General features: G+C 42.9%; 12 protein-coding genes and 1 pseudogene. 9 read left to right on the top strand and 4 right to left on the bottom strand.

What is annotated here, in order from left to right:
- Positions 1-3 precede the first annotated feature (3 nt).
- Complete coding sequence (locus L1D23_RS08285; RefSeq protein ID WP_239865456.1) at positions 4-1,329, top strand: Na+/H+ antiporter family protein; 1,326 nt, start codon at positions 4-6, stop codon at positions 1,327-1,329.
- A 79-nt stretch (positions 1,330-1,408) separates the two neighbouring features.
- Here the strand turns inward: L1D23_RS08285 and bamC are convergent, their stop codons facing one another.
- Together bamC and dapA are read right to left on the bottom strand one after the other, a co-directional pair.
- A complete protein-coding gene (gene bamC, locus L1D23_RS08280) occupies positions 1,409-2,434 on the bottom strand; it encodes an outer membrane protein assembly factor BamC (RefSeq protein WP_239865455.1) in 1,026 nt (341 codons plus the stop codon).
- Between the two features lie 55 nt (positions 2,435-2,489).
- Positions 2,490-3,368: a 4-hydroxy-tetrahydrodipicolinate synthase gene (gene dapA / locus L1D23_RS08275; protein ID WP_239865454.1), complete on the bottom strand. Its 879-nt coding sequence runs from the start codon at positions 3,366-3,368 to the stop codon at positions 2,490-2,492.
- 300 nt (positions 3,369-3,668) lie between these two features.
- On the opposite strand from dapA, the gene L1D23_RS08270 reads away from it, so the two are divergent.
- The 8 genes and pseudogenes from L1D23_RS08270 to L1D23_RS08235 all read left to right on the top strand — a co-directional run bounded on the left by L1D23_RS08270 (position 3,669) and on the right by L1D23_RS08235 (position 12,441).
- A complete protein-coding gene (locus tag L1D23_RS08270) occupies positions 3,669-4,211 on the top strand; it encodes a glycine cleavage system protein R (RefSeq protein WP_239865453.1) in 543 nt (180 codons plus the stop codon).
- A 12-nt stretch (positions 4,212-4,223) separates the two neighbouring features.
- Positions 4,224-4,556: pseudogene (bcp, locus tag L1D23_RS08265) on the top strand (thioredoxin-dependent thiol peroxidase); the annotation flags it as partial.
- A gap of 90 nt (positions 4,557-4,646) precedes the next feature.
- Positions 4,647-6,050 (top strand): site-specific integrase, encoded by a 1,404-nt coding sequence (locus tag L1D23_RS08260; protein WP_239865452.1) that lies wholly within the window; start codon positions 4,647-4,649, stop codon positions 6,048-6,050.
- Positions 6,050-8,395, top strand: a complete 2,346-nt coding sequence (locus tag L1D23_RS08255; protein WP_239865451.1) for a hypothetical protein — start codon at positions 6,050-6,052, stop codon at positions 8,393-8,395. The genes L1D23_RS08260 and L1D23_RS08255 overlap by 1 nt, the downstream gene beginning before the upstream one ends.
- Before the next feature lie 14 nt (positions 8,396-8,409).
- Complete coding sequence (locus L1D23_RS08250) at positions 8,410-10,605, top strand: site-specific integrase (protein ID WP_239865450.1); 2,196 nt, start codon at positions 8,410-8,412, stop codon at positions 10,603-10,605.
- Positions 10,605-11,108 (top strand): bacterioferritin comigratory protein, encoded by a 504-nt coding sequence (locus tag L1D23_RS08245; protein ID WP_239865449.1) that lies wholly within the window; start codon positions 10,605-10,607, stop codon positions 11,106-11,108. The genes L1D23_RS08250 and L1D23_RS08245 overlap by 1 nt, the downstream gene beginning before the upstream one ends.
- A gap of 166 nt (positions 11,109-11,274) precedes the next feature.
- Complete coding sequence (gene bcp / locus L1D23_RS08240) at positions 11,275-11,739, top strand: thioredoxin-dependent thiol peroxidase (protein ID WP_239865447.1); 465 nt, start codon at positions 11,275-11,277, stop codon at positions 11,737-11,739.
- Between the two features lie 39 nt (positions 11,740-11,778).
- Positions 11,779-12,441, top strand: a complete 663-nt coding sequence (locus L1D23_RS08235) for a recombinase family protein (RefSeq protein ID WP_239865445.1) — start codon at positions 11,779-11,781, stop codon at positions 12,439-12,441.
- Between the two features lie 302 nt (positions 12,442-12,743).
- Here the strand turns inward: L1D23_RS08235 and L1D23_RS08230 are convergent, their stop codons facing one another.
- A complete protein-coding gene (locus tag L1D23_RS08230) occupies positions 12,744-13,325 on the bottom strand; it encodes a VTT domain-containing protein (protein WP_239865444.1) in 582 nt (193 codons plus the stop codon).
- Between the two features lie 61 nt (positions 13,326-13,386).
- Positions 13,387-13,574 (bottom strand): AI-2E family transporter (locus tag L1D23_RS08225; RefSeq protein WP_239865443.1); only part of this gene is annotated, 188 nt, incomplete at its 5' end.

Raw genomic sequence — 13,574 nt, 5'->3', positions numbered from 1 at the left:
ACTATGAATCCTGTTGTAATTTCAGTATGCATCATGCTGCTTCTCGCCCTGATGCGTGTGAATGTCGTCGTCGCTCTGACATTCAGTGCAATTGTTGGGGGCCTCGTTGCAGGCATGAGCCTCAATGATGCAGTTGCGGCATTTGAAAGCGGCCTTGGTGGAGGCGCAACGATTGCACTCAGCTACGCAATGCTGGGCACCTTTGCTGTTGCTATCTCCAAATCTGGTATCACCGATTTGCTAGCCAATAGCGTCATCAAACGTATCCACGGTAAAGAAAACGGCTCTGCTTCGACAGGTCTTAAGTACGCAGTGTTAATCGCACTGATCTTAGTGACCATGTCATCGCAAAACGTCGTACCTGTACATATCGCCTTCATCCCTATTCTTATCCCACCTCTGTTAGGCGTTTTTGCAAAATTGAAGCTTGACCGTCGTATGATTGCCTGTGTGCTGACATTCGGCCTCGTTACCCCTTATATGGTGCTTCCTGTCGGTTTTGGCGGTATCTTCCTTAACAACATCCTGCTAAAAAACCTCCACGATAACGGGTTAGAATCCGTTGTCGCCAGCCAAGTTCCAGTGGCTATGCTACTGCCGGCCGCCGGCATGATATTTGGCCTTCTGACCGCTATTTTCTTTAGCTACCGTCTACCTCGTGAGTATAAAGAAACGGAGCTGACGCATGTTGAAGAAAACACGCCTTCTATTAACAAAAAGAACATCCTAATCGCAGGTGCAGGTATCTTGGCTGCTCTTTCTGTTCAGTTAACAACAGGGTCAATGATCATTGGTGCGCTCGCAGGCTTTATGGTCTTCACTTTTGGCGGTGTGATCGCATGGAAAGAAACCCATGATGTGTTTACCAAAGGTGTGCATATGATGGCGATGATTGGTTTCATCATGATCGCTGCAGCAGGCTTCGCTGCCGTAATGAAGCAGACTGGTGGTGTCGAATCTTTGGTTGAAGCTTTGTCTACCAGCATTGGCGATAACAAACCGCTTGCGGCATTATTGATGCTCATCGTTGGCCTGTTAGTCACAATGGGTATCGGTTCTTCGTTCTCGACCATCCCAATCATAGCGACTATTTATGTTCCACTGGCAGCCGCATTCGGTTTCTCGCCAATGGCAACGATCGCTCTAGTTGGTACTGCTGCCGCCTTGGGTGATGCGGGTTCTCCAGCTTCTGATTCAACACTTGGCCCTACTTCTGGTCTCAATGCCGATGGTCAACATGAACACATTTGGGAAACTGTAGTCCCGACTTTCGTGCACTACAACATCCCATTGATTGTGTTTGGTTGGATTGCGGCAATGGTTCTCTAATCGAGCCCAAAGCAAAACAACAAACATAAAAAAAGCTGACTTTAAAAGTCAGCTTTTTTATTGCTTATTTAGCGTAACTTCACTTCGCGTGTTTATCCACTACTGCTGATAGAACAGGTACCATATCTTTTAGCAACTCTTCTTCTACAGGCTTGCCAGAAGAGTCGGTAACGTTGATTGAAGTGCGGTTCCCTAAATCACCAAATAGGAAAGTATAAGTCCCTGAAGACAGACCAATAGGTTTAACGCCAATTTCTGTCCAAAACTCATCATCTGGAGCCGCATATTTCGCTTTTACTGTACCTTGCGACTGACTACGTTCTTCAATAGTGAACCCCATTTCTGGCAGAAGCTTAGGCAAACGAGGCCACAATACATTGTAAGGCGTGCGGGCGATGATCACCGGGAAGCCACTTCTGTCTGTCCCCATTGAAATTGGGATCTGTTTAACCAATTCTTCTGCACGACGAGCGGCTTCTTGGCGAATATCGAGATCATAACGCGCAGTGACTAAGTTAGTCATTAATGCGTTATAACGCTCTTTATTCGTAGCTGACACTGGTATTTGTTTGCCCGCTTCACGCCAGTCAATTAAGGAAATCTTAAATCCATAACGGTTATTGGCTTCTAGGCTAGTAATTTCGTAGCGAGAGCCAATTTCGGCATCTTCATCTTCCGATACCCAGCTAACCCAATCGGTTTCGATGCGGTTATCTGTCTGCTCACGAATTGAAATATTCTGCTCTTTCAGCATAGTCAGAGCTGTCTGCCATACTTTATCCAACTCATCTTTACGCAACAGCCATAAAGTCACTTCACCGTTTTGACGCTCAGCTCGTGCGCCAGGAATCAGCTCAAGCACTTGCTGTGGTGGGCGGATATCAACGTCACGGCCAGTTCCACCAGCAAACTCACCCTGAGGGATTTGGTAGTTGGTGTAAACACGTGGCTGAACACCTTCGATATTCTTCCATTCCGATAGTGGTGGGGTATTGAGATAGTCAAAATCGTCCTTAGCTTGACGACGTTGCGTTGCGTCACCAGAGCAGGCACTTAAAACAAAAACAGCTAGCGAACTGACAACTAGCTGATGAGACAATTTCATTGAAACTCCTGATAATTAAATGCCGAAGCTCAGTGCTTCGGCAATTCATTCTGAATTAGTAAATACAAGCTTCTGTCATCGCCTGCGCCACAATAGGGCGAGCATTTTCAGACAGTTCTGTCAGCGGTAATCTTAAGTCACCATGAGCAATCAAGCCCATCTTATGCGCCGCCCACTTAACTGGGATTGGGCTGGACTCAACAAACAGATTCTTATGAAGCGGCATCAAGCGTTGGTTGATAATTTCGGCTTCTTCGTACTTGCCTTCAAGAGCAAGTTTCATCATTTTCGCCATATCGGCTGCCGCAATGTTATTCGTTACAGAAATCACACCTTGGCCACCTTGCTTAACAAAATCAAGGCCACTCGAATCATCACCACTTAGTAAGATAAAATCTTTGCCACAAAGTTCACGATGAATTGCAATTCTGCTTAAATCGCCCGTTGCGTCTTTCAGCGCCACGATATTATCGATTTCAGCAAGACGAGCAACGGTTTCCGGTAATAAATCCACTGCAGTGCGACCTGGCACGTTATATAGGATTTGTGGAACATCACTCTCTTCCGCTATCGCTTTGTAATGCTGGTACAAACCTTCTTGGGTCGGTTTGTTGTAATACGGCGTCACACTCAGACAACCAGAGATGCCTGAGTTGTTGAGTAATCGGCTGAAAGTCACGGATTCATGTGTCGCATTTGCCCCTGTACCAGCAATGACAGGAATACGGCCATCGGCAAACTCTACAGTTTTGGTTACAACTTTGACATGCTCTTCCACAGTTAACGTTGCAGACTCACCAGTAGTGCCAACGGCCACAATTCCATCTGAGCCAGACTCAACGTGAAAATCCACAAGTTTTTTCAGGCTTACGTAATCTACTTCGCCATCATCATTAAACGGTGTAATTAACGCTACGATACTTCCTGAAAACATGTCTTTCTCCCTAATTTAGATACTTTCTGCATGGTACTGTAAGGCGATTGAAAAAGACAAGCGATTAAACCCGCTTAAATCACCTATTTGAATGAATATTTATCAGATGTTAGAACTTTGGCAACTTACGCCTTTTTAAAGGCCTGTTGTCAGCCTGAAGTTAGAAATATCAAGCTCTCCGACGAGCAGAAAAGCAAGCGACGAAAATTGCGCCCGTTTTATCCATTGCGAACATTTTTCTCTTCGACAACTGTGCTAAGCTATCTCATTAATAATCATAACAATGCTCAAAGTGATACTATGACTCAACATTTGGTGATTACAGCGGTAGGGACAGACCGCCCAGGCGTCTGCAACCAAGTGGTTCACTTGGTCACACAGTCTAGATGCAATATTGTCGACAGTCGCATTGCGCTTTTCGGCAATGAGTTCACCTTGATTATGCTGTTGTCTGGCAATAACGCCGCCATCACACGTGTCGAGACCACTTTACCATTGTTAGGCCAAGAACTTGATCTCATCACTATGATGAAACGTACATCACAGCACGCATACGCTGACAATTCTTACAGCCTTGAAGTGTTTGTGGAGTCTGATGATAAGTTGGGTTTAACCGAAAAATTCACTCAGTTCTTCGCAGATAAAAATATTGGCCTTGCGTCACTCAGCGCACAAACCATAGATAAAGCAAAAGTTCATTCAGAGAACAACCAATTCCACATCGCACTAACAGCGACAGTGGATGCAGAATGTAACTTGATGCAACTCCAAGAAGATTTCGAAGCACTATGCTCAAGCCTTGACGTGCAAGGCTCATTAAATTTCATAAAGAACAGTCAATAAAAAGGAAAATCAATGAACACGCTAACAGCTGGCACTCCAGCTCCGGCATTTTCCCTGCTGGATCAAGACGGCAACACAGTTTCACTCGGTGATTTTGCCGGCAAAAAAGTTCTTTTCTACTTCTACCCCAAAGCCATGACACCAGGATGTACTGTTCAGGCTCAGGGACTGCGTGACACTAAAGCTGAGCTGGATGCACACAATGTGGTTGTATTAGGTGTCAGTATCGACCCAGTAAAACGTCTGGGTAAATTTATTGAACGTGATAACCTCAACTTCACTCTGCTCTCTGACGAAGATCATGCAGTAGCAGAACAGTTCGGTGTTTGGGGCGAGAAAAAGTTTACCCTTACAAATTTTTTATGACAGAAAACCTTGATGTTTTTTTATGACAAATCTATCTTGATATGTGGGTAACATATCGAGGATTGTTCTGTGATAGAAACGCATGAAGAAAAATGTTCCGGTATTTATGATGACTATCTATTGCTTCCCATAGAGGTAGATACATTAGCAAAGCTAAAAATTTCAGAGAGCATCAATACTGAATCTGGGGAGGTGACTAGCTCTCCCTACCTTTCCCCTTCCAATCTGGAATCACGCCTAAAGAAAACCGATATCATCATTGCTCCTGATGGGACTATTGTTTATCCACAATCGTTATACCTAGTGTCTAAATTGCGTGGTGAAGAGGCAGTCAAAGACACTGGCTCAATCGCGAAAGGTTTGCTAGCTTTCACTCGTTATCTAGGTTCCACTCACTACTCTCAAGTTGATGAGGATGGTCATGAAATACCACCTGAATACCTAACCTATAAAACGTTGTCCAAGTATGAAGAAGAAGGGGCACCTTGGCGGTTTGCTGAGTTTCTGCTTGCAAACTGCAATAATATTGAAGGTGCTAATGGCGATGAAGCTTTTAGTTTATCTACCGCTAGAAGTTACATGAGTGCCGTGATTGGATTCTATAAATGGATGCAAAAATACGGCTACATCAAAAATAACGATCAGAATGTTGTTACTCACTACACAACTGGAACTGTGCATCATGAGTTAAACCAACACGATATGTTGGCTCACACAAAATCAGGCTCTGAACGTACTTATGAAACCTCCAATATCATGAGGATGTTTCCTAAAAAAGAAAACACACCCGCCCATAAAAAGCTCAAGCCCATGCACCCTGAGCACAAAGCTTTATTTAATGAACATGTAACGTCACTCCCAAAGTCAACAACATTAATCTTTCGGCTATGCGCCGATGCGGGGCTTAGAATTGACGAAGCCATTCACTTCCCCGCTCACGACATAGGAAAGGCTGACTACAGTGGTTTAGATGTAGTACCAATCAAAATTACTCGCACAAAAGGCAGTAAGGAACGAACCGTAGAAATTCCCATCGAGCTGTACGAAGAGCTAGAGATATATAAAGAAAGTCACGCACGACTAAAAAACCGAAACAAACGCAATGAGCTTGTTCAGTCAGGTGTGATTTTAGATGCCATAGATTACCTATTTATTTCAAATAAAGGGACGCCTTACTCGGTCAATACGTTAGAAACGCACTTTTCAAACCTTCGAAAGCAGATACGCGAAGTGGATTCTTCTTGGTATTACCGTATTCATGATTTACGTTCTACCTTCGCCACTCATTGGCTTTGGAAGGAGTCAAAAGAGCGTGATGTTGGCTATGACTATCTTATGGATGAATTGGCTCTATTAATGGGGCATGAAAGCACGTCAACCACTGAAAAATACATTAAGTACATGAATAAGCTGGACGACCAGATCAGCATGGCCAAGGCCAAAAACCGCAAAATAAACGGAGGTTGGTCGTAATGGCGAAAAGTAAAATCGCAAGACAGTCCGAAGCCATTAAGCATGTGCGCAACAGTAAAAATGTCATTCCTTTAAATCTGACGATTCCTTATAAAGATTCGAGATTAAGTCAACCAAAGCAGTTCGATGTTTCTCATTTATTGCACTTAGGGTGTAACAAAGAAAATGAAAAAGTAGACAGCCGAACCGTATTTATCAGACGCTTTTGCGAGAAAGCCAACCAATATGTCAGTAATGGTAACGCAGCAAAAACTGTCCCCAAATGCTACGAAAATTTAAGCGCCTATCTTGCTTTTTGTGATGCGGTAAATGTTGACCCATTTACGGAAAGTGGGTACTTAAAGTATGCAGGCAACGATGGCGAGTTAAGGCATCGTATCAAGATGTATCATCCTTCAAAACGCCTTTGGGAGTACACCCATGGTGATGAGTTAGGCATTAAAGAATCGACGGTTTCAACAATACTTACATTACTTCGTAATGCGCTCGATTGGTGTGGCTTGCCTATTTCCGAGTGGGCTGTACTTCATAGGGGGTTTACAGGAGAAAATACGCCATATAAGGGGTACTCAGATGAGGAAGAAAAGCTTCTTGTGACACGGTTAGAGGCGTTATTCTTCACTCTTGCGCCACAGCTTATTGCTGCCAAAGAAAACAATATACCCTTACCAGAAACGCTTCCTCTTATTCTTGCCCTTGGTGAGCATGAGGAAGTGATTCAAATCCCGACATCATTGGAAGCGCGAAATACACATATAAGTAACAGTGGCTCCGCTGTTAATAGTGGCGCAGCCTTTAATCTCACAATGGGTGCTGCCTATCATCTGTTGTGCTTTTTCACTTCACTCAATGACTCCAACATTCGAGATATTGCTCACCCAATTAAGGTTCATACAGAAGATCGAGATAAGAGCCTACAAGTGGTAAAAGTCTCAAGCCATAAGCCTAGAGCGAACAAAGCAGTCGATGCCCTATTGGTGGGTGAGCAATTTGACGTTGATAAGCGTGGTGGGGTGAAGTTTATTAAGTTACTAGAGCGACTGTCTAAGCTGTACGGCAACAGTGAAGATGGCTCTGTATTAATTTTTGCCCTCGATAATCATGCCGCCGTGAATGATTCCTTTAATTTGAAAAACCTAAATAAACAGCTGGTTAACCAACTACACCTGATATCTCCGTATCGGGCTGGCAGCCTACCTTGGTTTAAAGAGCTGTTTTACGCCCATCGAAACCAACAAACCATCACGTTAAAGAAAGTCGTTAATCATCTGGGTCGCCGCGTTGCTTATAAAGAAGTACGGGCAACCAGCAAGAGTAAGGCAGTACAAGGGGTGACCAATAGTGCTTATTGTATTTTATCTTGCTACACAGACCTACCACTCAAAGGTATTTTACTTCCACTCACCTACTCTGAAAAAAATAGTGATGGCAATATTACCGTTTCTTTTAACTATAGATGTGGCATGAGTGGTTTCTTTAAAGTACCTGCCTCTGATTTGGCTTTAATCAAAAATATTGAGCAATATGCAACTGAGAACGCAGACAAGCAGCCCAAGAAATATGAACGACTGCTTTTAACTAGAAGTAGCAAGTTCGTCCCTAAAGATTGGGAGGGCATCAGCCCTATTTCAGCAGAGCTAATGCGGACTTGGTCTGTTGAACCAAACCATTACTACCTCTCTCTTCAATCGAGTCGCTGGCGAGAAATGACCAGTAACCAAGCCTATGCTGAGGGTGGGATTCAAGCGGCTCAAAGCTTACTCCAAAACGCGAAGGAAACGTTAGACAGAAGTTATCTGAACGGGCTTTCATCACTGAATAAGGTCATCATCTCTCAGAGTGTAGAGGTCATTGAAAACCTCGATGATGATACGAGCTTAGAGCAAGCAAAAGACATTGTAGCGAAAAGGCGTGGTATTCCGATGTTGTCACACGATGAGGCAAATAAAAAGCGCGAAGAAGGCAATATTAAAACTAACCCCAACGGGCTAACTTGTAATGGGCAGCAAGTCATTAGTGATGGTAAGAACACACAACGTGAAACGAACTATGCACTAGGCATCAACTTACCTTGCGCCGAATTTGATATGTGTCACAAGTGCCAATCGGCCAAAGCGGTAGATGACATTGAGGCTATTTATAAGCTCATGTCATACATCGATGTTCTTAAGGAAATCCTTGATATGTACCCTGATTCGAAAGGGGATATTCATGAAAAAATTGAACAGTATGAGTATACGCTAGATGGGGCGAGTGATGATGTATTCGATGAGGCTATGAAGCGGTTTAATACCCAAGGTCGTCACCCAAGAGTTTCCATCGACCACGCGCTTTTATCCCTATAGTTACGGAGGCTAACATGATAAAACTCTCTGACCTAGAACATCAAAACAAGCTTCTTAAAGCACAAGAACATATCGGCGCTCATGCAAATTACCTAATGGAGGTATTAAAGCCAGCTATTGAGCGTGGCGATTGGGATGAGCTCGAAAGCCTTGACATAGGCTTTAGTGTTACGGGTGAATCATTAGGCAAAATTTGCGATGATGACGCTTGGAAAAAGCTACAGCCTTATTTTGAACCGAGAGCAAAGAAACCTTTTACCATTGATTTTACGCTCGATGGTAAAGTCATTGAGCGCAACCTAAAAAATCAGCTTAAAACCCTTTTACTTAAAATGATGTGGCTATCACCTCAAAACCACTCGTTTGGCACTCTTTGGGATGCATTAAATGACCTAAAAAAAGTCATCGCCCCACTGTTAAATGAAGGGTTTAATACGCTGTCTGCTTTGGACTTTGACCGACTCGAAACGTGGGCTCTAACCGGCTTTACCGATATCGATTTTGAAAGAGGGTGTATTTACAACGGGTTAAATCGCCTTTACAAAGAGGCGAAAGGTTTACCGTTTGAGGTTAGCTTAACCAAAAAGCTTAACGCCTCTGATTTTGGTTTAGTAATTAAAGAAGCGCAGCAGCATACCGTCATCCCTCAAAGGCTCTACTATCTGGGTCTTCAAAAGTCGGAAGAACTGATTGGTGAAGCTTATGCTCTTCGTGCTGAACTAGAGCAACTGGCAGAATACATCGCCACCTACTTTGATAAGGCGTATGAAGGATATGCGAAGTATCTGGTCAGTAATGAAGCCCGAACTAAAAACGGTAACATTCAATGGTATTTAGGGAAGACTAATAAAGAAAGCAAAAAGCGCACCCTGGATTTTCAAGAAGCCTTTGCCGCCCTTCACTCTCCAAGTGAAGAAGAGACACTGGCTCTCATACGCCATCATAAACCAGAAATAAGGAGCGATCGCATTGATAAGTTCCACAAAGAACGTAACCTAACGATTGGACAGTGGACAATCACCAATCTAATAGAGGCTCAATCGCTTTTTAAAATGCTTAATGGTGGCTGCCTATGGGGGTTAATGGCTCGAACAGGAATGAGAGCCGATGAGATGTATGCCCTAAACACCGCTGAGGGCTGCACAACTGAAACAATAGACCGCCAGAAGATACACGTTATCCACGCCAACCTATCAAAGACAGCCAAAGGCTCTCAATCAAAACAAGATGAGTTTGTCACAACCGAAATCGGCATGAAAGCGTATGAGGCGCTTCAAGCACTGCACATGCCACTCAGAAAGCGACATCCTAGCTCACAATCGTTTTTCCATAAAATAAAAGAGGGTTTCAGTGAAGTAACCAAAGTGCAACTAGGAGTACATTCTCAAGCTTGGTTTGAAGATGCGATGGGTGAAGAGCTTGCACTTACCAATGAAGACATTGTTGACCTAAAAACATCAGACCCCAACTTATCGCTTGAAGTGGGTAAAAAATATGAATTTTCAGGGCATCAACTTCGCCGTTCTTTTGCTTACTACTTAATTGGATACGAGCTTTGCAGTTTTCCTCAACTCAAACAGCAGTTTAGTCATGTCTCTATGGCAATGACGCGGCACTACGCTAAAAACGCCAGTAAATTCCAAAAAATCAGACAAAAGAAAAAGACGCTAGCACACGAAATTGATGAGGAAAGAATCGACCAGAAAGCCCGCATCTACTTGAATATCTATCAGAAATTGGCGAACAAGGAGCGAGTTGCCGGAGGAAAAGGCAAAGAGTTTGCTAAAAACATGATGAAAACAGACCGAAATTTATTCAAGGATAAAGTAGATAATGAGATGTTATCTCTAAACTATTGGAAAAAGCAAATTCGAACTCAAAACCGACACATTCATGCTGTTGCGCCAGGGATATACTGTACTTCGACCACCTGTGGTTTAAGAACGCTCGTTAACCTAATAGAATGTGTAGACTGCAAGAATGATTACATCGTTGATGCCGTATTTGCTGAAGCAAAGCGTAAAGAAGCCGAAATTCACATGCTTTATGATATTGAAAACAACGAACTCACCCCTCAAACCGCCTCTGAATCTTACATAAAAGTTCAAGCAGCTGAACGCATTATGGGTGATTTAGGTATCGACTATGAGCCTGTCATTTTCCCTGATGAAGTTAAGAACTTACTTATCCCATACGGAGTGATTTCATAATGTCACAGATAACCAAAAATAAGCTAATCAAAGCATTGGAAAGGCTGCTGGATGGTGATGTAGCGAAGTTGACATCGAGAGAGCTGCGCAATAAAGCGCGAAAGGGCAAGCTCAAAATCAACAATAGCAATGTTGAAAAAGAAGCGGGCCTTTCCGCTGGCGCACTCAGAAGGCATAACGACGTCGTTTTAATGATAAAAAGTAAATCATTAGAAGTACAAGTTGCTCAGGATGAAACCGCTGACTCCCCTATTGAAGTGCTTCAAAAAGAAATAAAGGCACTCAAAGGAGAAAGAGCACAGGCAAATAAGAAGAAAAAAGAGTATTACGACGAAGCTCAAAGCCATAAAGAGGCATTAGCTGTTCAAGCAGCCTCTCATATTAAGGTCGTTCAAGAACTAATGGAGATGTTACATGAAAGTCAGCGAGAAAAAGCGATGGATAAAATCGTATCGTCTCGTTTAGACAATGTTATTGCACCCCAATTTAGAAAACCAAAGTAGCGTTTAGCGCTGCAACCAAAAAAAGTCCTGTTTAGTGTAATCACTAGACAGGACACTAGATTAACGATAAAAACGTACACCCTAACGTAATAAAAATGCACTAAAAAGGACGTAGCGAATAACGCTACGCCAAATACCATTAATTGAGAAAGTAAGGACAAAACCAATGGCAATCGAAGTTGGACAAATCGCACCAGATTTTACCCTAAATGACCAAAACAATAACCCAGTGACGCTATCTGAGTTTCAGGGAAAAAAGGTACTGCTCTATTTTTACCCACGCGCTTCAACACCAGGCTGCACGGTTCAGGCTAAAGGGTTACGAGATACTAAAGCTGAGTTAGACGCCCACAATGTTATTGTTCTTGGTATCAGCCCAGACACACCGCAAAAATTAACTAACTTTATCAACAAGCAAGAGCTTAACTTCACTTTGCTAGCCGATGAAGATCACACAGTTTGTGAAAAGTACAATGTTTGGCAACTCAAGAAATTTATGGGCCGCGAAAATATGGGCGTTGTAAGAACAAGCTTCCTGATTGATGAGTCTGGCAAACTTGAGCATGTGTTTAACAAGTTTAAGACCAAAGATCACCATGAAGTTGTATTGGACTACCTAAACAACAAATAACAGTCCATGAACAATTAACTCTTCAACTTGGGGGCAGGCATGATTGGTTATATTCGAGTATCAGATTCACAGAAAGCCGATGGCGAATCTCAAAGAGAAGCTATCAAGGCATACGCCGCTAAACATAGCATCCAAATATCAGATTGGATCGAAGAACATGTGTCTGCCACCAAGACAGAACTGAGTGAGCGGAAGTTATTTTCTCTCATCACCTCTCAACAAAGCATCATTGTATCGGATATAACTCGTCTGGGTCGCCACAAGGTTATGGAGTTAGTAGGTGCCATAGGTCAGATCGCCTCATATGGTGAGCTACATTTGGCATACAACGACACAATCATAAGTTCAGAAAACGTTGATAACGCTGAAATCATTTTTACCGTTATTGGGCAATCCTTTGCCAGCGCAGTAGAGGCTCAGAAACGCTCTGAGCGAGCTAAAGCAGGCCATGCCAAACGCAAGGCCAAAGGGCTATCATCTGGCCGCCAGAAGGGAAAGAAGGTTAAATCCAAACTTGATGAGCATACAGCGTTCATATTCAACCTCCTCGATACCAAGACCACCAAAGCTAAAATTCTTAGACAACTAAACGAACGTGGTGTATCGATTTCTCGAAGTCGATTCTACTCTTGGTTGGAAGCCCGTGGGCTTCATAACAAAAAAGCTGAATTTCAGGTGGACATGTTCCCATATCAAGCCTAGTTTGCCTGACGCCCCTCACTTTTCGTTAACTCGTTTTTGCCCCTTTGTTTGTTAGATCTTTTACTCATTCATAACATGTCAACGTGATCAAATTTTTCTCACTGAGCCGATAAACTTGCGTTCCAATTGTTAGAGTGTCTGAAGTTTGGGTTTTTGAGGCACGTTACTAGTGTTCATACACAAGCAATGCTTTTCATCCATATTGCTAACTATTGATCTAGTTAATCAAAATGATAGATACTCGAAAAGCTTACAAAAGAAAATTTATGTGAGTAATCACACCTCCAATGAAGATGAGTAAACTATCCAGCACTCGTACTAATATACCACGCAGCTAGCAACACCGACGTTATCAGGCCCAATGTTGCAAGTTTATACTTTTTAATCAATTTTTCTGCTTTGTCCCCAGCAATATATACTACCAACGCGATACCAAAGTACCTAATGGCACGAGAGAGACCTGTAGCGAGTAGAAATAAAAGGAGCGAAAATTGAGTAGCTCCGGCTGCCAACATAGCAATTTGGAATGGGATGGGTGCGACGCCCAAGGTCATGACAAACCAGAAACCCTCGGTTTTCATCCGTAGCATGACAGTATCTAATTTCTCTTCTGTTATCCAATGAGTAACTATCCAATCACGTAGTAGTTCAAAAGTGTAGTAACCAAGCGCATATCCAAGCAAGGCGCCGGTTATACAACCCATAGTTGCCATAAGTGCGACTTGCCAGAGCTTATCGCGTCGTTTCTGCAACAGCGGAATAAGCAATGCCTCTAATGGAATAGGTACAATCGTAGATTCAAGAAAAGAGGCAGTGAAAACACCGCCCAAAATATTTTTAGACTCAATCAAATCTTTAGTTTTTCGTTTTAGGTTTTTAACCATGAAATCTTCATCCTTAAAAGCGGTACGGTTTAAGACTTAAAAACTAACGACCACTTCGTTGTCAACAAATCGTAATTTGAGGACGAATCACTTTACTTAGAATAACATTGATAAGTACCAGCAGCGGCCCTCCCATCAGCATTCCCATCGCTCCCCATAACCATCCCCAAAAGACTAACCACACAAACAAAATTAGGGGGTTTAAACTAAATCTTTTACCAAGTAGAGTCGGTGTCGCCAATTGACTCT

This window comes from Vibrio sp. Isolate24, from assembly GCF_022398215.1.
GTDB classification, from domain to species: domain Bacteria; phylum Pseudomonadota; class Gammaproteobacteria; order Enterobacterales; family Vibrionaceae; genus Vibrio; species Vibrio coralliilyticus_A.
This window is presented reverse-complemented; position numbering and strand designations above follow the sequence as displayed.

What these genes read in the sequence shown, in the direction of transcription:
- L1D23_RS08285 (WP_239865456.1), top strand. Translation starts at nt 4, where the DNA reads ATGAATCCTGTTGTAATTTCAGTATGCATCATGCTGCTTCTCGCCCTG.
- bamC (WP_239865455.1), bottom strand. Translation starts at nt 2,434, where the DNA reads ATGAAATTGTCTCATCAGCTAGTTGTCAGTTCGCTAGCTGTTTTTGTT.
- dapA (WP_239865454.1), bottom strand. Translation starts at nt 3,368, where the DNA reads ATGTTTTCAGGAAGTATCGTAGCGTTAATTACACCGTTTAATGATGAT.
- L1D23_RS08270 (WP_239865453.1), top strand. Translation starts at nt 3,669, where the DNA reads ATGACTCAACATTTGGTGATTACAGCGGTAGGGACAGACCGCCCAGGC.
- L1D23_RS08255 (WP_239865451.1), top strand. Translation starts at nt 6,050, where the DNA reads ATGGCGAAAAGTAAAATCGCAAGACAGTCCGAAGCCATTAAGCATGTG.
- L1D23_RS08250 (WP_239865450.1), top strand. Translation starts at nt 8,410, where the DNA reads ATGATAAAACTCTCTGACCTAGAACATCAAAACAAGCTTCTTAAAGCA.
- L1D23_RS08245 (WP_239865449.1), top strand. Translation starts at nt 10,605, where the DNA reads ATGTCACAGATAACCAAAAATAAGCTAATCAAAGCATTGGAAAGGCTG.
- bcp (WP_239865447.1), top strand. Translation starts at nt 11,275, where the DNA reads ATGGCAATCGAAGTTGGACAAATCGCACCAGATTTTACCCTAAATGAC.
- L1D23_RS08235 (WP_239865445.1), top strand. Translation starts at nt 11,779, where the DNA reads ATGATTGGTTATATTCGAGTATCAGATTCACAGAAAGCCGATGGCGAA.
- L1D23_RS08230 (WP_239865444.1), bottom strand. Translation starts at nt 13,325, where the DNA reads ATGGTTAAAAACCTAAAACGAAAAACTAAAGATTTGATTGAGTCTAAA.